Here is a 22,688-nt window from a genome sequence, read left to right on the forward strand (position 1 = left end):
CGTCTTTCCTGCATGCGGCGGTGGGTGGCCTGTTTTACGAATGTTTTGCGGGCCGCCTGACCCGCCCGCACCGGCTTGTAGCGTGGCATCGCCGCCTGCCGGAGCATCTGCCAAACCGGGATGCGTCATGCCCACGGACGCATTCCAAAACAATGCGGAACCCGAATGCCTGAGGTTATGTTTGCCGGCCCGGACGGGCGTCTTGAAGGGCGTTACCACCATTCCAACCAGCCCAATGCCCCCCTGGCACTGGTGCTGCACCCGCACCCGCTGCATGGCGGCACAATGAACAACCGCATTACCTACGCTATGTACCGGTCCTTTGAAAAAATGGGCTTTTCGGTCATGCGCTACAATTCCCGTGGTGTCGGGCGGTCTCAGGGCCGGTATGACGGTGGGATTGGTGAAATTTCCGATGCCGCCGCCGCTCTGGACTGGATGCAGATGGTCAACCCCAATGCCAGCGGTCTGTGGATTGCGGGCTATTCGTTTGGGGCTTTTGTTGGGATGCAGCTGCTGATGCGCCGTCCGGAAATTACCGGCTGGATCAGCGTCGCCCCCCCGGCCACGTATTATGATTTTGGCTTTCTGGCACCGTGCCCCTGTGGCGGCCTGATGATTGCAGGCGGCAAGGATGACATGGCTCCGGAACCCGCCATCCACAAACTGGTAGATAAGCTGAACACCCAGAAGGGTGTGACGGTGGACTACCGCGTGTTCCCCGATGCAGACCATATCTTTGCCAAACAGGCAGACAAGGTAACGGCCGCTCTGGAAGACCACGTGACGACAGCCATGGCGCACCGCAACATGCCGCTGGCTGCTGACTGATTTTCTTATGCATGGGGCAGAACGTCCGTAGGTCTGCCCCTGCATACCGAACCACCACCTAACAAGGGCGTGCAGTTCGGTCGTTCAGATTATTTTCTGCGCGGGTGAGCCAGCTCCCGCACCACGCCATGCAGCGTGCGCAGCTCCTGCTCCGTGACTTCCCCACGCGTGAAAAAGTGCCGAAGATTGCGAACCATACCGGGGCGCTTCTGCTCGTTATGCAGGAAGCCGCACTCATCCAGTTCGCGGATCAGATGCCCCATGAAGTTTTCCAGCTCGCCTTTAGTGGCCACATGGGTCTCGTTGGTCATGAGTTCGCACGGCGCGGTCTGATCTTCCGCCATCCACCATTCATACGCCATGATCATGACGGCCTGCGCCAGATTGAGCGACATGAAGGCCGGGTTCAGCGGGTAGCGAATGAGCGCATCCGCCCGCGCCATATCTTCATTATCAAGGCCAGCACGTTCCGGCCCAAACAGCAGGCCCACTTTCAGGCCCCGATTGGTGGCTGCTCGTAATTCCGCTGCCCCGCCGCGTGCCGTCATCACCGTTTTGACGATGTGGCGCGGGCGCGGACAGGTGGCGAAAACGTGGTGTAGATCCGCAATGGCGTCATCCACGCTCTCATGCACCGTGGCTGCTTCCAGAATCCGGTCCGCGCCAGAGGCGGTTCGCCAGGCGCGGTCCTGCGGCCAGCCATCCCGCGGGCTGACCAGCCGCAGGTGAAACAACCCACCATTGGCCATGGCCCGCGCGGTGGTGCCAATATTTTCCGCAAGCTGCGGACGCACCAGAATCACAACCGGCGTGTTGCCAACAAGCTCCAGCGGTGCCCCGCCGTCACGCCCGGTCATGCGCGCCTCCAGATGGTGCCGTCTTTCGTATCTTCAAGCACAATGCCCTGTCCCTGTAGCTGGTCACGCAAGGCATCCGCCTTTGCAAAATCGCGGGCCTTCTTGGCGGCTGCACGCTCAGCAATCAGGGCGTCGATTACGGCATCTTCGTCAGAACTGTCGCCCTTGAACCATTTTTCCGGGTCTTCCTGCAAAAGCCCGAGCATACCAGCGCCAGCTTTCAGAGCCCCGGCAGCCTGTCTGTCACCTGCCAGTGCCTGACCGGCGAGAGCATGCAGTTCAGCAATGGCCATCGGCGTGTTCAGATCTTCCGCCAGTGCCTTCATAACCGCTTCCGACGGAGCAACCTCCGGCACAGGGCCTGCGGCCAGAGCGCGATAGAACCGGTCCAGCACCTTGCGGGATTCCTGCAAACCGGCCTGCGTATAGTTCAGGGTGGAGCGGTAATGCGCCCCCAGAAGCAGAAGGCGCAGGGCCTCCGCCGGTGCCTGTTTCAGCACATCCCGAATCGTCAGGAAATTGCCGAGGGATTTCGACATCTTCTCGCCTTCAACGAGAAGCATGGCGTTATGCACCCAGTAATTGGCGAACTTGCCCTGCGGGAAGCAGCACAGGCTCTGGGCGCGCTCATTCTCATGGTGAGGGAACAGCAGGTCCGACCCGCCACCATGAATATCAAAGCTTTCCCCCAGATAGCGGTGCGACATGGCCGAACATTCAATATGCCAGCCGGGACGCCCGCGACCCCACGGGCTTTCCCATCCCGGCTGATCTGCATCGGAGGGTTTCCAGAGCACAAAGTCACCCGGATTTTTCTTGTAGCCGGCCACTTCTACGCGGGCACCGGCCACCAGTTCTTCCGGGTCCCGGCCAGACAATGCGCCGTAAGACGGGAAAGAGGCGACCGAGAACAGCACATGGCCATCCGCCTCATAGGCGTGGCCGTTTTCAATCAGGCGGGCAATCAGCGCCTGCATTTCACCAATATTATGCGTGGCGCGCGGTTCAATATCCGGTGGCAGCACGTTCATGGCGGCCAGATCCTGATGGAATTCTTCCGTGGTGCGCTGCGTCAGGGAGCCAATATCTTCCCCGTTGGCGCGGGCGCGGGCGGTGATCTTGTCATCCACATCCGTGATATTCCGCACAAAGGTTACACGCGGATAGGCATGCCGCAGGAACCGCACCAGCACGTCAGCCGTCAGCATGGCGCGCAGGTTGCCGATATGGGCCAAATCATAGACCGTAGGTCCACAATAATAAACTTTCACATGCTCCGGATCGAGCGGCGTGAACGGCACGGTCGCGCGACGCTGACTATCGTGCAGAGAGAGTGCTGGCAAAGATGCTGAGGCAGAGTGCGACATAAGCGACTAGATGCGCCAGCGTGTGGTTCGATGCAATATCCGCACAACCAAAAAACTGCGGGAAGATCGAAAACCGGATCTTGACGCGCTGCGTGTTTTACAGTTTTAATCCGCCCCTGCACGTCACGTGCTGTGCCCTTATAGCTCAGTGGTAGAGCAACCGCCTTGTAAGCGGTAGGTCTTCAGTTCAAATCTGAATGGGGGCACCATTCTTTCCCATTTTCAAGAAATGCTTTTTTTTGCCTGCTCTCAATGAGCCAGAGGCGCGCTTTTACGCGCCCGGTTTCCAGCCATCCTGCGTGAGCGCCACACCGGCCAGATACAGGCTGCCGCAAATCAGCACACGGGCGGGTTTGCCGTCTGATTGTGCCTTGAGGCCTTCCAAAGCCTTAACCAGTGTCGGACCAACCTGCGCTTTGCCTGCTGAGGCCGCGACAATCGCTTCGACCGGCAGAGCCAGATGTTGCGTGGGTTCACTGATAGCCCACAGCGTGGTGGCGTAAGGCAGAACCGGGTTCAGGAAGCCCGTGGCATCCTTGGTCTGTTTCATGCCGACCAGAAGATGCAGCGGTTCATCGCCCCATTTCTGCAATTCCTGCGCCAGAGCATGACCCGCGCCGGGGTTGTGTCCGCCATCCAGCCACAACTCCCACCCTGCGGGCAGGCTTTGCGCCAGTGTTCCGTGCAGGCGCTGCATGCGTGCAGGCCACGAGACCTTGCCCACCCCCTGCCAGCCAGCAGCAGGCACGCTCAGGCCAGCAACGCGCAGAGCCTCTACCGCCAGACCGACATTTTCCATCTGCCAGGGGCCGGCAAGAGCCGGCGCAGGGAGCGTGAGCGTCCCCTGGGAATCGGTAAAGATAAGGCTGCCCTCTGGCGCGGAAACACCCACAGAAGCGGCTGGCGCGATCTGCCAGGCGTCACCTCGGCTGGCGAGCGACGCACCCACTTTGCGGGCCTCCGCTTCCAGCACATGCCGCACAGCGTCTGGCTGCGCGCCGGTTACGGCAGGAACACCGGGCTTGAAAATACCGACTTTTTCCGCGGCAATCGCTTCCAGCGTGTTCCCCAGAAACGCTTCATGATCCATGGAAACAGAGGTAACGATGCAGGCTGCCGGGTGCTTCAGCACATTGGTGGCGTCACACCGGCCACCCAGACCAACCTCGATAATGGCCAGTTCCGCCGGATGGCGAGAGAACAGCAGGAAGCCCGCTGCCGTCAACACCTCAAACACGGTGATGGGCGCGCCCGCATTCACCTGTTCGATTTCTTCCAATGTGGCGACCAGCTCGGTTTCACTCACCAGCTTTCCGGCAATGCGGAACCGCTCCGTCACATCCACCAGATGGGGGGACGTCATGACATGCACGCGCCAGCCAGCTGCCTCGCCAATGGCGCGCAGCGTGGCGCAGGTGCTACCTTTGCCGTTGGTGCCCGCCACATGGATAACGGGCGGCAATTTGTCTTCCGGATGGCCCAGTTTACCGAGCAGGGTTTCCAGCCGCCCGAGCGAGAGATCAATCAACGCCGGGTAAAGGCTGTTCAGCCGTTCCAGCACTTCTCCGGTCCGGCCAGAAAACTCAGTTGTCGGCGCAGAGCCGCCAGAAGAGGATGTCACGCGCCAATCGCTCAGGCAGCGGGGGCCGCAGGGGCGGCATCCGGCACAACCGTAGCGGCAGGCGTGGGCGCAACCTTATCGCCTTCAGGCGTAACAGGCGTGCGCATCAGCAAGCCAATGATCCGGGCCAGTGTTTCCCGCATGTCTTTGCGCTTCACCACCATGTCCAGCATACCGTGGTCCAGCAGGTATTCCGACCGCTGGAAGCCTTCGGGCAGCTTTTCACGCACGGTATCTTCAATCACACGCGGACCAGCAAAGCCGATCAGAGCGTTGGGTTCGGCAATCTGCACATCACCCAGCATGGCGAAGGAGGCCGTCACCCCACCCGTGGTCGGGTTGGTCAGCACCACAATATAAGGCAGGCCTGCTTCCTTGAGCATCTGCACGCCAATGGTGGTGCGCGGCATCTGCATCAGGCTGATCGCACCTTCCTGCATACGCGCGCCGCCGGAGGCCGTGAAAATGACCAGCGGAGATTTCTGCAGCACGGCCAGACGCGCGGCAGCCACAAAGCGCTCACCGAAGGCCGCGCCCATGGTGCCCGCCATGAATTCAAACGCCATGACACCCACAACACTCGGGTGACCGCCGATGGTGCCGTGGGCAACAATCAGGGATTCATCCAGCTGGCTCTTGGCGCGGGCGTCTTTCAGGCGGTCGGTATATTTTTTCTGGTCGCGGAAGCCCAGCGGGTCCACCGGGGCTGGCGGCAGTTCGATCTGGGTGCATTCCCCATTATCAAACGTCCAGGCCAGACGGTCAGCCACCGGCGCTTTCATGTGGTGCCCGCAATGGGGGCACACATTCAGGTTGCGGTGCAGTTCCTTGGTCAGAACCATCTGACTGCAGGACTCGCAGTTGGTCCACAGATTATCCGGCACGTCACGACGCAGCAGGCCGCGAATTTTGGGACGGACGTATTCGGTGATCCAGCTCATTTTGAACCCTGCAACTGCGATAAATCAAAAAAAGGGAACATAGCCCTGTTGCAGCGTGCCTTACGCTGCTTGCGCCGTCCTGCCAAGCATTATGGCCCGGCGGGACGGCGCGTCAGGCTGTAAGACGCGCCTTACAGAGCGCCTTCAACCCAGGCTTTCAGCTGGCTTTTGGGCAGTGCGCCCACCTTGGTGTCCAGCACCTGACCATCGCGCACCAGCATCAGGGTCGGGATGCTGCGCACACCATAAGTGTTGGGGGAGACGGGGTTATCATCAATGTTGATCTTGGCCACCGTCAGCTTGCCCGCAAAGTCCTTGCCGAGCTCTTCCAGCGCCGGGCCGATCATCTTGCACGGACCGCACCATTCTGCCCAGAAATCAACCAGCACCAGACCAGAAGCCTTGAGCACATCGGCATCAAAGCTGGAATCTGTAACAGCACGTGTATGTTCACTCATGGATTGTCTCTTCCTTGGTTTAAGGGACGGATCACGCAGGTGCGTCGTGCAGGGCCAAACCCAGCCGCGTGCAAACGGTTCCCCATCCCCTTCTGTGTCTCTCTACACTTAAGGGGCCAGCGCATCCGGTCAAGATGCGCTGTATGAGCCGCCCCCCGGCGCATGCAGATCCAGCAAGGCATCGGGCAGCACATCCGCGCGCGGCCCTTCCGTCCAGACCAGCACGCACCGGACTGGTTTATGGGGATACAACCCCTGCAACAAAGCCCGGTAGGCCGCCATCTGGCGCAGATACAACACTGGCGTGGCCGCCACCATGCGCGGCGTGTGCCGCCCGGTTTTGAAGTCACACACCAGCACCTTGTCCGGCAGCAGAATCATGCGGTCCACCTGCCCCACAATCACCTGGCCACCTGCCACACCGGCCAGACGCTGTTCAGCCCGCGCCTGCGGGGAGAACAAGGGGGCCAGATCCGGCAGCGCCAGCACACCCAGCACCTGTTCGGCCAGCGTTGCGGCCTCTTCCGGTTTCAGTCCGCTGGCAGGCCGACCCAGCCAGGCATAAGCCATCTCGGCCTGCAGCTCCGGTGGATAAGCAGGCAGATACTGCAAAAGCGCATGCACCAATGTGCCACGTCGGAAGGCCGCCTCACGCGCCGCAGCCGGCGTTACCGTGGCCACATCCAGCGGAGAGCGGACCGGAGGCAATGGCCCCAGCATGGCATCATCCGGGCGACTGGGCGCCAAAGGCCGGGCTAGTGGAGCATCCGGCACCGGCGGCATGCCCTGCCACGTCGGGGCATGCCCCAGCCATGCGGGCAGAGCTGACGGGGAGGCCGCAACCGGCAACTGACTGCCTGACTGGTCTTTCACGCCTTCTTTCGGACCATGCGGCTGAGGCTTTTCCTCCAGCACCAGCATTTCGCCCGTCCAGCCGCCGGCATCCCACTCCTGCGGCACAGCGCCGACGACTTCAAAGCCCTTGCGGCACCGCTCGTACCAACTTTCCGGCGGCACCACGCGCCCCGGCTTCCAGCCACAGACCACCAAACGCTCTGCGGCGCGCGTAAGCGCCACATAGAGCAGGCGATTATATTCCTCGATCGCACTGGCCTGCATGGCCGCCCGTAGCTTCTGCGTCACGCTCACGGCCAGCGCACCGCGCGGCACATAAAGCGGCACGTCCAGCCCGGTTGAACCGTCCTTCACCCAGAACAGACGATCCTCAAACCGGGGTGTGCCCACCGTATCGGGCAGAATGACCAGCCGCGCCTGCAACCCCTTCGCCCCATGCGCGGTCATGACACGCACAGCATCGCCCCCGGCTTCGGCCTCGCGCTTCACAGTTTCTTCCGAATTACGCAGCCAGTGCAGAAAGCCCTGCAAAGAAGGCGGATGCATATCCTGATAGCGCAGAGCTGCCGAAAGCAGTTCATCAATCGACTCGGCAGCCTCCGGCCCCAGACGGGTCAGCAAACGCGCCCGCCCTCCAGAGCGCCCCAGCGCCTCGGAGAGCAGTTCATGCGGCGTCAGATAATCCACACGCCGGAACAGGCCATCCAGCATCTGCCAGGCCTGCGTCCAGTCTGGCCGTTCCGCGTGATGCTCCCGCAAGGCGGACCAGAGCGGCTCCGCCTTGCCGCGCCCGGTTGCCAGCACCATCAGGCTTTCATCTGAGAGGCCACCCAGAGGAGACGTCAGCACACACGCCAGTGTCAGATCATCCTGGGGCAGCAGCAGCGCACCGCAGAGTGCCATCAGATCCTGCACGGCAAGCTGATCAGCCAGCCCTGTGCGCACCAGAGTCGCAACCGGCACATTCTCCGTTTTCAAAGCCCGGATCAGCGCCGTGACAAACGAAGACCGACGCGGCACCAGCACCAGTACATCACCCGGCGTCAGCGGTGCCGCGCCCTCTTCCGGGGGGCTGTTCAATTGCCGCGCAATAAAACGCCCCAGTGTATCAGCCAGTTTCTGCTGCGGGTTCTGGCGGGTGGTATTGGCGGTGGGCGGTTCCCACGGACTGAGGGCCTCTTCCTCATCCATCTGCGCCTCAGCCAGCGGCCACAGTTCCACACGCCCCCCTTCGCCCGGTCGGGCTGTGAGGTGGCGCATGGCACGGCCATCTTCTTCCGCCACGCCACGCGCAGCATCCGGCACGGAAAATACCGCATCCACCAAAGCAAGAACCGGAGCAGTGGAGCGGAAAGACACCGTCAGATCCGGCTCCTGCCAGGGCAAGGACGCAAAAGCCGCGCGGTTTTTGAATTCCCGCCGCCACAGACGGAAAGATTCCGGGTCAGCGCCCTGAAAACCGTAGATAGACTGTTTATAATCGCCCACAGCAAAGACGGTGCGTGGCCTCTGCTCCCGCGTATGTGTGCCTTCACCCGCAAAAAATTCTGCCGTCAGATCGCCAGCAATGCGCCACTGTTCGCGTGAGGTATCCTGCACCTCATCCAGCAGCAGATGGTCAATCCCGCCATCCAGTTTATACAATACCCACGCCGCGCCGGGCTGTTGCAAAAGCCCAAGTGTACGACGGATAAGATCATCATACTCCACAAGTCCGCGCTGACTCTTGCGGATGTCATACAAAGCCGCAACCGGAGCCGCTGTTTTCAGCAACGCCAGACCGAGCCGTGCCAGCCGTCTGGCCCGCAAAGCTTCTTCCACTTCAAGAATTCGCGCAGCTTCCCGCTCAAGAGCCGTCGCCAGATCCGCGTAATCATTCGCAAGTTTTGTGGTAATCAAACCCCGTTTGCGAGGCTTTCCATCCTTTGTGAGCAGAGCATTTCGCCATACATCCCACTGCGCAGCCCGCTCAACTGGAGGCAAAGCCAGCCAGTCCAAAAGACGATATGCCGTCGCCTTAACGGTCTCCGTCCCTTTGTCCACTAGTGTGGGAATATGCGCTCGTAAGCGGTCCTCACCCGGAAAATTCGTGCAGGCCTCTTGAATTTGTGCGCTATCAGTCCCCTTCAACGCTCCCTGCGGCAAGCCTAACACGCGGCAAAGAATGGTTGGCAGCAGAGCTGGCAGTTTCAGCACCCGATCCCGAATAGCTTCTGCTCGTGAATCATGGCGGAGTGCACCGACCAGATTAACGAAGTCCCCGAGGCTGATTTGTCCAGCCAAGGGTGCAATGCTCGCTGTCGGGCTATTCCCCAGCACCGTTTCCACACAGCCCTGCAAGGCCAGTGTAGCATCGGTTTCTTCCATGACAGTGAAATGCGGGTTCATGGCCGCTTCCAGCGGGAAGCGCCGCAGCAGCGACTGACAGAAAGCGTGAATGGTGCCAATGCGCATCCCGCCCGGCAAATCGAGAACCTCTGCAAATAATGCCCGAGCCCGCCTGCGTGTTTCTTCAGTGCAGGGCACGGACAAGCCCTGCAATTCCTTGTTCAGTGCATCATCCGGCAAGGTCACCCAGCGGCCAAGGCGCGTCTGGAGCCGGATCGCCATTTCTGCCGCAGCGGCCTTGGTAAAGGTTAGACACAAAATACGGGCTGGTGGACTACCCGGCAAAACCTCTCCGCCTGCGGGGTTGGAACGCGGCAACATCAAGCGCAGCAGACGGTCAATCAGCAGTTTGGTTTTACCACTCCCTGCGGACGCCGAGACAAAAACAGACGCCGTTGGGTCAGACGCCAGAGCCTGCTGACGGTTAGCCTGATCAATCGCTTCAGAAAATGCAGGATTTTTTAACATCGTTTGGCGGCCACTCATGCCTCATCCTCCACCCGCGCCGTGTTCCACTCCGGCACCCGGGCCAGACGCGCGTAATCCGCAAAACGCGGTTCCCGACCGGGATGCGGGTGCGACAGATAAGGTTGTGCCTGGTTGTCATACGCGCAGATGCGGTCCCGCAGGCTCTGCCATGTTTGCTCTGCCAGAGCGGTGAGAGACATCTCCCCTTCCGGCTTGATCGCCACTTCCTCACCGGGGTCAGCTCCCCCGGTCAGCCGCCAGTACACCAGACCGGCAATATCCGCCGTACCGGGCAGGCCGGAAAAGCCACCTCGCAAAATCATTGCAGCTTCCAGGGGTAATTGTGGACTCCAGCCGGAGCGCACATCCCGCACGGACGGCAGCGTGCCGGTTTTGTAGTCACGCACAATCACGCGGCCTTCAGCATCATAATCAATTCGGTCTGCACGCCCGACCAGCCGGAACGCGCCATGGGGCGCATCCAGAATATCCACTTGCCCGCGAGATTCCGTGCGAATAGCAGCGGGTGTTCCCGCCTCTTCGCGCAAAGCCGATTCCGCATGTGCTACCCATGAGGCAATGCGCATCAGCCGGGGCTCCCACCAGGCCTGTAACGCCGGACGCAGAGTGCGTTTAAGCAAGGCTTTCCGGAAAGCCTCCTGCAATCCGGCTTCCGCCTGCGGGGGCCATGTTGTGCCATGTGTCCGGAACCAGTCTTCCAGCGCATCATGCACAATCATCCCATAATCCGAGGCGTCAGCTGCTTCTTCCAGTTCTGGCAAAGGCTGAAGCTTCAAAACGTGACGCGCGTAAATGGCATATGGATCACGCATCCATGTCTCGATTTCCGTCACGCTCAACCGACGAGGACGCAAAGCAACGGGCGGCGTGGGGCGCGGCGGGGCAACAGGCTGCGCCGGGCCATCCGGCCGGTCCAGCACCTGCAACCACTCCAGCGCAGGATGCGGCGGTACTGTCAGGCCACGTCCGGATAAAAACGCATCCAGCCGGGAAATCCAGCGGGCCGGCACCACTGGCGCACCATCGCGCCGACGCGGGCAGGACAGCACAACCTCTCCCGCCGCAGCGGCACTGGCAAAAAAATCATGCGCCGCCTGCCCTACGCCCTGTTCTGGCGAAGGCAGGCCGACGCGCTGACGCATGGGGCGGCTCATCCACGGTCCGGCATCTGCCGCAGGGGGCCAAATATTTTCTGCAAGCCCACCCAGAACAACCACATCCGCTGTCTGCAATCGGGCTTCGAACAAACCCCAGATCAATACACGCGGATGCAGGGCAGCATGCTCCACCCCTCGCCGCACTGCCACACGGTCTTCGGCCAGCACGGCGCTCAGCAATCCGTCCAGCACAGCAGGCGGCTGAGGGGGCAGAACATCAGACGCCATCATCAGTTCGGTCAGACGACCGGCCAGAAGATTCCCCTCCTCTCCGCTCCACAACCGTTTTGCTGCGTCTTCATCTTCTGTTTTCACAAGTCGCTCAACAGCCTGAATCAAGGATGCGAGCAAATCCGGCACGGGTTCCCGGTGACTAAAATCAGGCGTCTCGCCCGCTGGGCCTGCCTGAGGCTCGGTCGCTACTTCTTCCGGATCTGCATACGCTTCACATGCTTCCGGTCCCGGATCACCCGGCAGCGCCCCCTCTCCTGCACTGGCAACCCAGCCATCCCACGGCAAAATCGGTTCCAGACAAAAAGCCAGACGGTCCATAAAGGTTTCCAGAGGTTCCGGTCCGTAAGGACGGTCTGCCTCTGCCCCACCTTCTGCGCGCGCTGAGGCCCGGTCGTCTTTTTCATGGTCTTTAAGAACGGCTGTCACCGCCGTCCGCAACGCCGCAAATCCGGGGGGGGGAGCCGGGCCACGCAACACCGTTCGTTCCAACAGGCGCGCTGAAGCACGGCACACACCTATGGAAAGGCCACACGCCACTAAAGGATGTTTCAGAACAGATAAGACAGATACCGGAGAAAACCGGTTTTCGATCATCTGCGCCACAAGCCGCAGCAGCACCGCGCCGGGTGTTTCAATCAAAGAAGCACCGGCACTATCATCCGCCAGCACGCCCCAACGGGCCAGTTCCGTCGCCACACGAGCAGCAAGGGCACGATCCGGCGTAACCAATGCGACCCGCTTACCAGGTGTTTCGACCACATTGCGCAAAATCATCGCAATAGCCACAGCTTCTTCCTGCTGGTCTGCTGCGTCCAGCCGGGAGACCTGTGCCAGATTGGTAGGGCCAGATTTTGCCCAGTCTTCCAGAGCTGATGCTGGCAGCAACGCCCGGGAGAGCACCTGAGCCCGCTCAGGAAATCCTCCCTCTGCATCCCAGAGCGTAACATCTGCCCGCACCACATCCAACGAGGCGAGAAGATAGCTGAGACCAGCCTGCGGATGACTATCCGGCAACTGCACGAACGTCTCTTCCGGCATCTCCAGATCCAGACCCGGCAGAACCACGCGGCCACCCGGACAGGCTATCACCGCCCGTAAGGCTTCCGCTGTAGCAGGCATGACATTGGTAAACCCGGCAGCCCACACGGGTGTTTTATCCCCCCGCGCCGCCTGTTCCTCCCACAGCCGCGCCTGTGCACGGAGCAGCGTGACCTGACGTGCGACCGGGTTCATCACCTGCTGACTCGCCAGCCATTCCGGCCAGGCGCGTGTCACAATTTCCAGAAATTTCAGGATAACCTGCCAATGTTCCGCAAAGTTTTCCTGCACCGCCTCTGGCAGACGGGTTGGCAGATCGACATCCGCCCATTCTGCCTCATCCATCAGGTCAGCCAAAGCTTTGGCCAGAGGCCATGCCTGATCCAGCGTGGGCCGGGTGCCAAACGCCCCTTCCGCCTGCAACACCAGCCGCGTAAGCACGGCAAGGCGGGTCATACCAGCAACGGCGGGAGGCAGATCAAAACCCGCTGTGCCGCCCAGATCTGAAGACAGACCCAGTTCCGCTTCATCCAGCGCACTGATAGGCAGAATACGCGGCAACAACATGGCGCGGCCATCCATCTGCCGCAGGAACGCTTCTGTCAGGCCACGCGCCGCACGACGACCGGGTAGAATAATTGTCCCCTCTCCTACGGCCTGCGGATCATGTCCGGCTGCCTGAAGCCAGCGCGCAGCAAGCTGGTCGAGAAACGGCAGATGCGCCGGGATTGTCGCAAGACTCATGGTCAAACCCTTCAGGCCGGAAAGCTGGCAGAGAGTGCAGCACCCTTCAGCCTGTCACCCCAGCCGTGCAGATGCACCGTGCGCACACCATCTGCCCTGACCGTAAACCCAATATGCAGAGCCTCGGGCGGCGTCAGATCTTCCAGACGTTCCGGCCACTCCACCAGAACGACGCCGTCCCGCGCATCATCCCAGCCCAGCTCTTCCAGTTCATCCGGCCCACCCAGACGCCAGAGGTCAAAATGCGAGACGGTACAGGCAGGAGCCTGATAGGTTTGCACCAATGTATAAGTAGGGCTTGGCACTTCCAGAGTGTCATCCTTACAAAAGCAGCGCAGGAAGGCGCGGGCAAAAACGCTTTTCCCGGCTCCTAGCGGGCCTGTGAGCAAAAGCGCATCACCGGCTTGCGTCGAAGCGGCCAGCATACGGGCCAGCTGCTCTGTTGCCTGCTCATTTTTCAGAACTATCTGTGTGTCTGTCATCCCGCCCCCTGCACGACCAGCTCTTCTTCTCCTCACATATTATGGCAGACGGGAAAAGACTGGTAACCGGGAAACATGACCAACCCATACCCAAAAAAATCAGGAAACACGTTTATATTTACTATAATTATTTATTTCTAATCTTTTTGTATTCTCAAAATCAATATAATAAAATGCATTCTCGATGCAGATTATATTTCTGCCCGGATACTTTCCCACTCTCATATTTAATAAAAATCTATTTGTAATACGCATTTTGAAATAAACTATTTGTTTACTTATTTTTGTTTGTAATATTTAGTTAATAAATGAGAAATGATTATGTTATTTTCATGATTTTAGTCATTTTTTGTTTTATGTTCATAAAAAATTTACCCTTTCCCAGTAAGAAAATAAAAATTCATCGTCACCACTTTCAACCTATGATTGTTTTTATAGGGACGTGGCCAAAACATGCTCCGGTTGCATACCTTCCCTCAAACCAGTCAAAATAAGATAAATTTCTGTTTATCTTTGTCAAAAAAACACCTAAAAGTAGATTCATTGATAATTAATACAACCTTAAGGTGCATCGCGCTCTATGCGGGGGAACCCAATGCGTATCCTGTTTGCTGAAGACAAAGCCACGTCAGCCCGTCTGCTCTTACCAACACTCAAGAAAGCTGGTCTTTCTGTAGACTTGGCGCGTTCTGGCAGGAACACGATTGAGATGCTGCGAAACTATGATTACGGCATCGCGGTAATTGACCTCCATCTGCCCGACATGGATGGCTATACTGTCTTTAATTCTCTGCGATTATTGAAAATCTCGACACCCGTCATCATCCTTTCGTCACTTGATCAGCCTGAAGCAAAAATCCGGGCCTTTTCTATGGGCGCAGATGATTACCTGACCAAACCGTTTGATCCGGCAGAACTCGTCGCCCGGATTCAGGCCATTCTCCGTCGCTCCAGCGGATTTGCACATCCCGTCATTCAGGTCGCTGAGCTTAAGCTGGATCTAAACAGCCATACTGTGATGGTGCACGATCAGCCCGTACATCTGACATGCAAAGAATTTTCCATCCTTGAACTTCTGGTGCTGCGCAAAGGCATGGCCCAGAGCAAGGAAACGTTCCTGAACCACCTCTATGGTGGTCGCGATGAACCAGATATAAAAATTATTGATGTTTTTATCTGCAAACTTCGCAAAAAACTTCAGGCGGCCGGCGCATCAGATCATCTGATTTCTACAGTCTGGGGCAAAGGCTATATTCTCAACGACCCCAAAACTAAAATGTTTTCTCTTCCCAGTGGCCCGGAAATCCCTATGCGTGCTCCCATCCCAGAGCAACAGTTTCAGGCAGCAGGGGACTAAAATTTTAAAAACATTCTGAGATATCAGGTTGTTTTATACCATCTGTGCGCATGCCAAAGAGGCCCCGCCCCCGTTCCGAAGCCCGGCGCTGTCAGGATCGCTTGCCGCACATAAAGACGGGCCAGCTCAACCGCCCGGCGCAGCGGGAGTTTTTGCGCCAGCCCGGTGGCCAGTGCACTGGCCAGCGTGCAGCCTGTTCCATGCGTATGCCGCGTGATAATGCGTGTATCGCTAAATTCTGTGAATCCACCGTCATCAAGCAAAACATCAATCAACGTATCGCCTGATAGGTGGCCGCCTTTAACGAGCACGGCAGCCCCACTCATTTCCCGTAAACTCTGAGCAGCACGCCGCATGTCTTCTACTGACGAAAGGCGCATGCCCGTCAGCTTTTCAGCTTCCGGCAAATTAGGTGTCAGGACCGTTGCCAGCGGAAAAAGCTGTGTTTTCAGGCACGACAAAGCCTCCTCCGCCAGAAGACTGGCTCCCCCTTTTGCAACCATCACCGGATCGACAACAACAGGCAGATCGGGAACCGTACGACGGTAGCGAGAAATTTCCTCGCACACACACTCAATTTCCGGAGCGCCTCCCAGCATACCGGTCTTGATGGCATCAGCGCCCAGATCATCCAGAACACTACGAATCTGCTGCCGCAAAAATTCCGGAGGCACCGACAGAATAGCCTGCACCCCTTCAGTATTTTGGGCCGTCAGAGCTGTCAGGGCCGTCATCGTATAGCCACCCAGCGCCGTTATCGTCTTGATATCGGCCTGAATGCCCGCACCGCCACCGGAATCACTCCCGGCAATTGCCAGAATGCGCGCTGGGTTTTTCTGTTCAGCTTCCATCATACGCTCCAACGCGTGTCGCGTTACGCCGGGACGTTTACGGCCTCAAGTGCTTCGCACATCTGGTTGACAACATCGTCCACCAGAGCCGCATCTTCAGCTTCCGCCATCACACGCACCAGCGGCTCCGTACCACTTTTGCGCAGCACAAGACGACCACGCCCATCAAGCATCTTCTCCACATCTTTCTGCCGCGCCTGCACCACATCCGCATCCAGCGGGCATGTACCGCTAAAGCGTACGTTTTTCAGCTTTTGCGGAAAAGGCTTGAAGAGGCGACACACTTCACTGGCCGGACGACCATCTTCAACCAGCACTGCCAGAATCTGCAGAGCCGCGATCAGACCATCCCCCGTCGTAGCAAAATCTGTCAGCACCATATGGCCTGACTGCTCGCCACCCACATTGCTCCCGAGTTCCCGCATCCGTTCCACCACATAGCGGTCTCCCACAGCGGTGCGTTCCAGGCCGACATCGAGCGTGTTCAGAAAGCGTTCCAGCCCCATGTTGGACATCACTGTCGCAACCACAGACTGACCGACCAGCCGCCCTTCCCGCGCCCAGGACTGTGCGATGAGAGCCAGAATCTGGTCCCCGTCAATCAGGCGTCCGGTTTCATCTGCAATCAGCACGCGGTCTGCATCACCATCCAGCGCAATCCCGAGGTGGGCGCCGTGCTGCACAACAGCCTGACACAACGCCTCCGGGTGGGTGGAGCCACATTTCTCATTGATGTTGACACCATCCGGCGTGCAGCCGATGCGGATCACCTCAGCACCCAGTTCCCACAGAGCCGTAGGAGCCACCCGATAGGCTGAGCCGTTGGCACAGTCGATCACGATTTTCATGCCGTCCAGCCGCAGTTTGCGCGGGAAGGAAGCCTTGGCACTTTCCACATACCGGCCTGCAGCATCGTTCAGGCGGGACGCCCGGCCAATTTCACGCGGCGTCGCAAGACGACCTGTGAGATCGGCCATCATCAGATTTTCGATGTCGATTTCATTCTGGTCAGACAGTTTGAACCCGTCCGGGCCAAACAGTTTAATGCCATTATCGCCAAACGGATTGTGCGAGGCAGAAATCATGACACCCAGATCAGCACGCAGAGAACGGGTCAGCATAGCAATCGCGGGGGTAGGCAACGGGCCAACCAGCGTGACATCCATTCCGGCGGACAGAAAACCTGCGACCAGCGCGCTCTCAATCATATAGCCAGAAAGCCGGGTATCCTTGCCCAGCAGAACGCTGTGCCGGTGTTCCCCACGGGTAAAATGCAGGCCAGCTGCCTGCCCCAGTTTCTGAGCAATATCGACTGTCATAGGCGCGATGTTTGCGGTCCCCCGAATGCCATCTGTCCCAAAAAGACGTCTCATCTGCCTCGTCCAATCTCTTTTTGTGGCGTCTGCGCCCAGACAGGTGGCCTGATGATGTCACTCAGGCCGTGCGGACGCATTTGTGTTTCTTCTTCCCTAAAACGCTTTTTGACGAGAAGGAACCGTAAGGCTCCAAAACAAACGTCTTTTTTCAGGCTGTGTGGACACACTGCCAGACGCGAAGCGCCTGAACCATGCCCTCCGCCGCATGCACACGCAGCACAGTCTGGCCCAGCGCCAGCCCTTCCAGCGAGGCCGCCTGACTGCCCGCATCCCGCCCTGCGGCGTTCGGCTCGCCCGTCAGTTCACCAATCATCCGTTTACGAGACACCCCCAGAACCACCCGGCACCCCAGATTGGCCAGCAGCGGCAGGCGAGTCAGTAAAGCGACACCCTGCGCTGTATTTTTTGCAAAGCCTAAACCTGGGTCTACGCTCAGTCGCTCCGGAGCAATGCCACCTTCTATGGCCGCAGTCAGCCGTGCGCCCAGTTCCCGCACCACATCACAGGCGACATCTTCATACACCGCATGCTGCGGCATGGTGGCGGGTGTACCGCGCATGTGCATCAGCACTACGCCGCAGTGTTTTCCCGCCAGCAATGGCAGGGCTTCAGGATCATGCGTGAGGGCCGAGACATCATTGATCACATCTGCGCCAGCTGCCAGCGCCCGCGCCATCACGGCACTATTGCGCGTATCAATGGATAACACTGCGCCCGGCACCTGTTGCTTTAACCCCTGCACCACAGGCCCGATGCGCTCCCATTCCTGCTCTGGAGTAACAACTACCGCGCCGGGCCGCGTGCTTTCACCCCCAATATCCAGCACGCTGGCCCCGGCCGAGACCAGTTCCTTTCCCGCCTGTACCGCACGCCGGGCCTCCTGATGCAAGCCGCCGTCACTGAAACTATCCGGCGTGATATTCAGGATCCCCATAACCTGCGGCCCCTCCGGCATGCCAGCCACGGGAGGTTTAGCAACAAGACGGCCCAGCACGTCCTGCCAGCCTGCGGGAACATTCCCCACGGGCATAAAGCCGCTATGGGTTTGGTCTTCTATCAGATCCACACAGCTAAACGCCGCCGGGCCACCCGCCAGAGGAAGAGCAAAGCCACGTTTTACAGCGTCTTGTGCCGCTGTGCCGTAGAGCAGGCCCGCAGGCTCTGCCAGACGCCGAAAATCCATTCTCAGCTTTCTCCCATCAAACGCAAAAGAGGCGGCATTACTGCCGCCCCTTCTAATCTCTTTTGTTTCTCTGACGTGACCCGTTAGCCGGGCTGCGGCACCGGGTTTACCCCGCCACCTTCACCGCCACCATCCGGCTTGTCATTCGGCTCAACAATTTCCGGACCGGAGACCTGCGGCACGGAAGAGCGACGATTGACCGGCGTGGTGTCATCCGTTTCCACCCGTTCGATCGGCTGGCCACGCATGATCTGGCGAATATCTTCCCCGCTCAGGGTTTCATATTCCAGCAGCGCTTCAGCCAGACGGTGCAGTTCATCCACATGGTCATGCATGTAGTTGCGGGCCTGATCATACGCCTCATCAATCAGACGCTTGATCTCGGAATCGATTTCCTTCGCCGTGTGCTCGGAGAAGTTCTTGGCAGCGCCACCGAAGAACATGCCGCCACCGCCCTGATCATCATTGGCGTAGGCAATCATACCGACCCGGTCGCTCATGCCCCATTCAGTCACCATGCTACGAGCCACACGGGTTGCCATCTGAATATCACCCATGGCGCCATTGCAGATATTGTCTTTCCCGTAGATGACTTCCTCAGCAACGCGACCGCCCATGGCGACAACAAGATGCGCAATGCAGTTCTTCTTGCTCATGGACAGGCGGTCACCTTCCGGCAAACGCATGACCATCCCCAATGCACGACCACGCGGAATGATGGTGGCCTTATGGATCGGCTCACTTTCCGGCACCAGCACCGCCGTAATGGCATGGCCGGCCTCATGATACGCGGTGCGCTTCTTCTCTTCATCACTCATGACGAGAGAGCGACGCTCAGCGCCCATCAGCACCTTATCCTTGGCGTCTTCAAAATCACGCATCGACACCGTGCGCTTGCCCAGACGGGCAGCAGCCAGAGCGGCCTCGTTCACCAGATTGGCGAGGTCAGCGCCCGAGAAGCCGGGGGTGCCACGGGCAATAATGCGGGGGTCCACGTCAGAAGCCAGCGGCACCTTGCGCATATGCACACGCAGGATTTTTTCACGGCCAGCCACATCCGGGTTCGGCACCACAACCTGACGGTCAAAACGACCGGGGCGCAGCAGAGCCGGGTCCAGCACGTCGGGACGGTTGGTGGCAGCAATCAGGATCACGCCCTCATTGCTTTCAAACCCGTCCATCTCGACCAGCATCTGGTTCAGAGTCTGCTCACGCTCATCATTCCCGCCGCCAAGGCCTGCACCACGATGGCGGCCTACAGCGTCGATTTCGTCAATGAAGATAATACACGGTGCGGCCTTCTTGCCCTGCTCGAACATGTCACGCACACGGGACGCACCGACACCAACAAACATTTCCACAAAGTCAGATCCGGAAATGGTGAAGAACGGCACATTGGCCTCACCCGCAATGGCACGCGCCAGCAGGGTTTTACCCGTGCCCGGAGGGCCAACCAGCAGCACGCCTTTGGGGATCTTACCGCCCAGACGGGTGAATTTCTGCGGGTCTTTCAGGAAGTCGACAATTTCCTGAAGCTCACCCTTGGCTTCATCAATACCCGCAACGTCTTCAAAGGTCACACGGCCCTGCTTTTCCGTCAGCATCTTGGCGCGGGACTTACCAAAGCCCATGGCGCCACGGCCACCGCCGCCCTGCATCTGGCGCATCATGAACAGCCAGATACCCACCATCAGGATGATCGGCAGCGCATTCAGGAAATAGCGCAGCAGCGGGCTGCCTTCCTGATCGAGCGGTTTGGCCACAACCTCAACGCCCTTGCCCGTCAGACGGGAGACAAGAGAGGGGTCCTGCGGCGCAAAAGTTTCAAAAGCCGTGCCATCCGTCAGCGTGCCGGAGACATTCTGGTTCTGCATCACCACGGACCGGACACGCCCGGTATCAACGTCGGTAATGAAGTCAGAATAAGCCAGCTGCTGTGCTGCGTGCTGCGTGTTCCCCGGCTGGAAAACATCTACAAGCAACAGCAGCATCACAATGATGCTGACCCAAAGCGCCAAGTTGCGGCCTAAATTGTTCATCTTGCCTGTGTTTCCATACTTATCGTGCGGGAGCGCCGGAGTGCCCCAATCTGAGCGGCAGACGCCGGAAAATGCAACCTCTCTCATTACAAATGGGATGCTGAGCCGATATTCCCACCCCACACATGACATTTATTATCAGGTGTGAGGCTGGTCCACTTTCCTCTCCGGCCAGCCATACACGCCGCTGCCCGTGACGGAAACCGGTGGCTGGAACAGAAAATGAGTCTGGTTGAGCCCCTCTTCCAGACACCAGCCCAGATGCGGCACGGCCACACGCCGGTCCCCTCGCCATAGCGCGGGCAGCGTCGCGCAGAAGCGAGCGGGCCAGCCTTGACGCTCCTTACGCTCCAGCCCCAACCCTGCCGGACCAATCCATAGCTCCTCACCAGAAACGGCAGGAGGGAGCCTGAGTTCAAAACGATTATCCCACCGCGCGCCCGCCTCCGCCCGAACGGGAGCTGCCATAGCGGCAGCTTCCCGCACCAGAAACCAGCCCGCCTGCCCGCGCATCAGCTGCACGCCAGCCAGCGTGGCCTCCTGCTCCGCTGCCTGTAATCGGGCCACGGCAATCGGAGATGGGGGATAGATCAAGCCGCCCACACACCGAATAAGGCCAGACAGGATTTCCGGTTCCGGCAGGTCTGGCCCTAAGCAGGCCCAGCCTTCCGGCCTGAGCGTGACCTGTCTGGCCAGAACGGCAGCCCGCTCAGCGTCCCGCTGCATCCGCGCGGCACCAGTTTTAACGCCCGTCTGCCATAAAGTGTGTCGCGTATCCTGCACCTGCAAGCTGTGCCTGACCCGCACCCGCTCGGCCCGCATATCCTGATTGGAGGGATCATCTACCCACGCCCGCCCAGCCTGCCGCAACGTGTTACGCAACGCCTGCCGTGAGACACTGAGAAGAGGCCGCACAAGCCTTACATCTGGCAAAGCCGTTACCCAGCCCATCCCCGCCAGACCATCCGGCCCACTACCCGCCTCCTGACGCATACGAATGGTTTCAGCCTGATCATCCGCCTGATGACCGAGCAGGAGATCCAGACACCCCGCCTCCCGGCTGGCCTGCGCCAGCACGGCATAGCGCGCCTGCCGGGCGCGTTCCGCAATACCGGGGCCTTTGGTCAGTGTTGTGAGGGTTAGGAGGCGAGCAGGCACACCCATGGCGGTGAGCCGCCGCACGGTCAGCCGGGCTTCTTCTGCGGACTCGGCGCGCAGTCCGTGGTCCACCACAAAGGCGAGAAGATTTTTCCGCCAGTGCCGCGCAAGCCAGGCCAGACACAAACTGTCTCCGCCCCCGGAAACGGCCACCCCGACCGGCGGCAAAGCCGGATCATCTGGCAGCCATGGCCCCAGCTGTTCTATCCGGGCAATAAATGCCCCCGGAGAGACCGGGGCTTCAGAAAAGGGATCATCCGGCAGGGCGAAGCAAGGCTGCGTCTCGGCCTCTCCCGCCCTGCCGGGAAACTGCGTCAAGATTACTGGCAGCCGCCCCGACCGGCGTAAATCTCCGCAGCATGAGACACACGCTGCGTGGGAGACGGGAACTCTGTCTTCAGCTTCCCGAGCGCCTGACAGGCCGCCTTCTTGTCACCCAGAGCCAGCAGGGAAGCACTTACCCCCAGCAGAGCATCCGGAGCGCGGGTACTTTTGGGGGACTGACGATAGGCGTCATAATACGCCACGGCAGACTGACGATACTGCTTTTCACCCGCCAGAGACTGAGCCAGCAGGAACTGCGCATCAACTTTGAAGCTGCCTTTGGCGTTCTTCAGGGCTTCCTCCGCATTCTCATGCGCTGTGGCGTAATCGCGCTTCTGCAGGGCGGCCTTGCCACTGGCCAGCAGCGCATCCGGCGTAGTCGCTGTGGTATGCGATGTTGATGAAGCTGCACCTGCGGCTCCCGCTGCGGCGGCAGCAGCTGGAGCAGCTGCACCGCCCCCGCCATTCTGGGCCGCAAACTGGTTATCGGCAATCTGTTTGGAAAGAGCCGCGGACTTCTGTTGCAGCTCGTTGGTCAGCTGGTCAATCTCACCGCGCATGTCGCGCTGCTGCTGTTCCAGCGTGTTGACCCGGTCCAGCAGCTGGGCTGTCAGATCCCCATTACCGGAAGAAGCGGGCGCTGGTGTGGCGGACGGGGGAGCCAGTGTGCTGCCGGAAGACTGCATCTGGCTCATGGACTGTTTGAGCGCCATAATCTGGTTTTGCAGCGCAAGCCCTTCACGGCTGGTCACATCCTGCGCATGAGCTGCCGGGGCTGAGGCCACCAGCACAGCAGCAACAGGCAGACACAAGGCCAGAACACGCCACGGCGCAGCAACGGACGTCATCAACCCGTGTTTCATCAAGACCTCACCCTTTCCTTAAAAGCGGGCAAGGATTTCACCATTCCTCCCCGGAAAACAAGACAGGAAATACAA

16 protein-coding genes and 1 tRNA gene are annotated in these 22,688 nt (G+C 59.4%); 3 read left to right on the forward strand and 14 right to left on the reverse strand.

Features of this window, described 5'->3' with window-relative positions:
* Positions 1–165: 165 nt before the first annotated feature.
* Complete coding sequence (locus tag KP703_RS02870) at positions 166–831, forward strand: alpha/beta hydrolase (RefSeq protein WP_025828379.1); 666 nt, start codon at positions 166–168, stop codon at positions 829–831.
* Positions 832–920: 89 nt separating this feature from the next.
* Here the strand turns inward: KP703_RS02870 and KP703_RS02875 are convergent, their stop codons facing one another.
* Together KP703_RS02875 and cysS are read right to left on the reverse strand one after the other, a co-directional pair.
* Entirely contained in the window at positions 921–1,688 is a 768-nt protein-coding gene (locus KP703_RS02875; RefSeq protein ID WP_215753756.1) for an RNA methyltransferase, read from the reverse strand.
* Entirely contained in the window at positions 1,685–3,055 is a 1,371-nt protein-coding gene (gene cysS / locus KP703_RS02880) for a cysteine--tRNA ligase (RefSeq protein ID WP_215753757.1), read from the reverse strand. Before cysS ends, KP703_RS02875 begins: the two co-directional genes overlap by 4 nt.
* Positions 3,056–3,189: 134 nt before the next feature.
* Between cysS and KP703_RS02885 the strand changes: the two genes are divergently transcribed.
* Positions 3,190–3,264, forward strand: a tRNA-Thr gene (locus tag KP703_RS02885).
* A 62-nt stretch (positions 3,265–3,326) separates the two neighbouring features.
* Here KP703_RS02885 and KP703_RS02890 read toward each other — a convergent pair.
* The 6 genes from KP703_RS02890 to tsaE form a co-directional block, all read right to left on the reverse strand.
* Positions 3,327–4,676: a folylpolyglutamate synthase/dihydrofolate synthase family protein gene (locus tag KP703_RS02890; RefSeq protein WP_215753758.1), complete on the reverse strand. Its 1,350-nt coding sequence runs from the start codon at positions 4,674–4,676 to the stop codon at positions 3,327–3,329.
* 11 nt (positions 4,677–4,687) lie between these two features.
* The gene (gene accD / locus KP703_RS02895; RefSeq protein WP_252353793.1) at positions 4,688–5,617 is read right to left on the reverse strand and encodes an acetyl-CoA carboxylase, carboxyltransferase subunit beta; all 930 of its coding nucleotides are present in this window, start codon (positions 5,615–5,617) and stop codon (positions 4,688–4,690) included.
* A gap of 131 nt (positions 5,618–5,748) precedes the next feature.
* Positions 5,749–6,075: a thioredoxin TrxA gene (gene trxA, locus KP703_RS02900; protein ID WP_043549901.1), complete on the reverse strand. Its 327-nt coding sequence runs from the start codon at positions 6,073–6,075 to the stop codon at positions 5,749–5,751.
* Between the two features lie 129 nt (positions 6,076–6,204).
* Entirely contained in the window at positions 6,205–9,804 is a 3,600-nt protein-coding gene (gene addA / locus KP703_RS02905) for a double-strand break repair helicase AddA (RefSeq protein ID WP_252353794.1), read from the reverse strand.
* Entirely contained in the window at positions 9,801–12,980 is a 3,180-nt protein-coding gene (gene addB, locus KP703_RS02910) for a double-strand break repair protein AddB (protein ID WP_215753759.1), read from the reverse strand. The genes addA and addB overlap by 4 nt, the downstream gene beginning before the upstream one ends.
* 11 nt (positions 12,981–12,991) lie before the next feature.
* Entirely contained in the window at positions 12,992–13,462 is a 471-nt protein-coding gene (gene tsaE / locus KP703_RS02915; protein WP_215753760.1) for a tRNA (adenosine(37)-N6)-threonylcarbamoyltransferase complex ATPase subunit type 1 TsaE, read from the reverse strand.
* Between the two features lie 595 nt (positions 13,463–14,057).
* On the opposite strand from tsaE, the gene KP703_RS02920 reads away from it, so the two are divergent.
* Complete coding sequence (locus KP703_RS02920; RefSeq protein ID WP_215753761.1) at positions 14,058–14,819, forward strand: response regulator transcription factor; 762 nt, start codon at positions 14,058–14,060, stop codon at positions 14,817–14,819.
* A 23-nt stretch (positions 14,820–14,842) separates the two neighbouring features.
* Here the strand turns inward: KP703_RS02920 and thiD are convergent, their stop codons facing one another.
* The 6 genes from thiD to KP703_RS02950 form a co-directional block, all read right to left on the reverse strand.
* Positions 14,843–15,673: a bifunctional hydroxymethylpyrimidine kinase/phosphomethylpyrimidine kinase gene (thiD, locus tag KP703_RS02925; RefSeq protein WP_252353795.1), complete on the reverse strand. Its 831-nt coding sequence runs from the start codon at positions 15,671–15,673 to the stop codon at positions 14,843–14,845.
* Between the two features lie 20 nt (positions 15,674–15,693).
* On the reverse strand, positions 15,694–17,043 hold the full coding sequence (gene glmM, locus KP703_RS02930; protein WP_215753762.1) for a phosphoglucosamine mutase: 1,350 nt from the start codon (positions 17,041–17,043) through the stop codon (positions 15,694–15,696).
* 151 nt (positions 17,044–17,194) lie between these two features.
* Complete coding sequence (gene folP / locus KP703_RS02935) at positions 17,195–18,229, reverse strand: dihydropteroate synthase (RefSeq protein ID WP_215753763.1); 1,035 nt, start codon at positions 18,227–18,229, stop codon at positions 17,195–17,197.
* Positions 18,230–18,312: 83 nt separating this feature from the next.
* On the reverse strand, positions 18,313–20,268 hold the full coding sequence (ftsH, locus tag KP703_RS02940) for an ATP-dependent zinc metalloprotease FtsH (protein WP_062141358.1): 1,956 nt from the start codon (positions 20,266–20,268) through the stop codon (positions 18,313–18,315).
* A gap of 138 nt (positions 20,269–20,406) precedes the next feature.
* Positions 20,407–21,690 (reverse strand): tRNA lysidine(34) synthetase TilS, encoded by a 1,284-nt coding sequence (gene tilS / locus KP703_RS02945; RefSeq protein ID WP_215753829.1) that lies wholly within the window; start codon positions 21,688–21,690, stop codon positions 20,407–20,409.
* A 56-nt stretch (positions 21,691–21,746) separates the two neighbouring features.
* Positions 21,747–22,613: a hypothetical protein gene (locus KP703_RS02950; protein ID WP_215753764.1), complete on the reverse strand. Its 867-nt coding sequence runs from the start codon at positions 22,611–22,613 to the stop codon at positions 21,747–21,749.
* Positions 22,614–22,688 lie beyond the last annotated feature (75 nt).

Source organism: Acetobacter sp. P5B1 (assembly GCF_018811985.1).
GTDB classification, from domain to species: Bacteria; Pseudomonadota; Alphaproteobacteria; order Acetobacterales; family Acetobacteraceae; genus Acetobacter; species Acetobacter cerevisiae.

Bases quoted from the DNA above. Each gene is read 5' to 3' on its own strand.
- thiD (WP_252353795.1), bottom strand. From the start codon at position 15,673: ATGATGGAAGCTGAACAGAAAAACCCAGCGCGCATTCTGGCAATTGCC.
- KP703_RS02920 (WP_215753761.1), top strand. From the start codon at position 14,058: ATGCGTATCCTGTTTGCTGAAGACAAAGCCACGTCAGCCCGTCTGCTC.
- folP (WP_215753763.1), bottom strand. From the start codon at position 18,229: ATGGATTTTCGGCGTCTGGCAGAGCCTGCGGGCCTGCTCTACGGCACA.
- tsaE (WP_215753760.1), bottom strand. From the start codon at position 13,462: ATGACAGACACACAGATAGTTCTGAAAAATGAGCAGGCAACAGAGCAG.
- addB (WP_215753759.1), bottom strand. From the start codon at position 12,980: ATGAGTCTTGCGACAATCCCGGCGCATCTGCCGTTTCTCGACCAGCTT.
- cysS (WP_215753757.1), bottom strand. From the start codon at position 3,055: ATGTCGCACTCTGCCTCAGCATCTTTGCCAGCACTCTCTCTGCACGAT.
- accD (WP_252353793.1), bottom strand. From the start codon at position 5,617: ATGAGCTGGATCACCGAATACGTCCGTCCCAAAATTCGCGGCCTGCTG.
- addA (WP_252353794.1), bottom strand. From the start codon at position 9,804: ATGAGTGGCCGCCAAACGATGTTAAAAAATCCTGCATTTTCTGAAGCG.
- KP703_RS02875 (WP_215753756.1), bottom strand. From the start codon at position 1,688: ATGACCGGGCGTGACGGCGGGGCACCGCTGGAGCTTGTTGGCAACACG.
- trxA (WP_043549901.1), bottom strand. From the start codon at position 6,075: ATGAGTGAACATACACGTGCTGTTACAGATTCCAGCTTTGATGCCGAT.
- KP703_RS02870 (WP_025828379.1), top strand. From the start codon at position 166: ATGCCTGAGGTTATGTTTGCCGGCCCGGACGGGCGTCTTGAAGGGCGT.
- ftsH (WP_062141358.1), bottom strand. From the start codon at position 20,268: ATGAACAATTTAGGCCGCAACTTGGCGCTTTGGGTCAGCATCATTGTG.
- KP703_RS02950 (WP_215753764.1), bottom strand. From the start codon at position 22,613: ATGAAACACGGGTTGATGACGTCCGTTGCTGCGCCGTGGCGTGTTCTG.
- glmM (WP_215753762.1), bottom strand. From the start codon at position 17,043: ATGAGACGTCTTTTTGGGACAGATGGCATTCGGGGGACCGCAAACATC.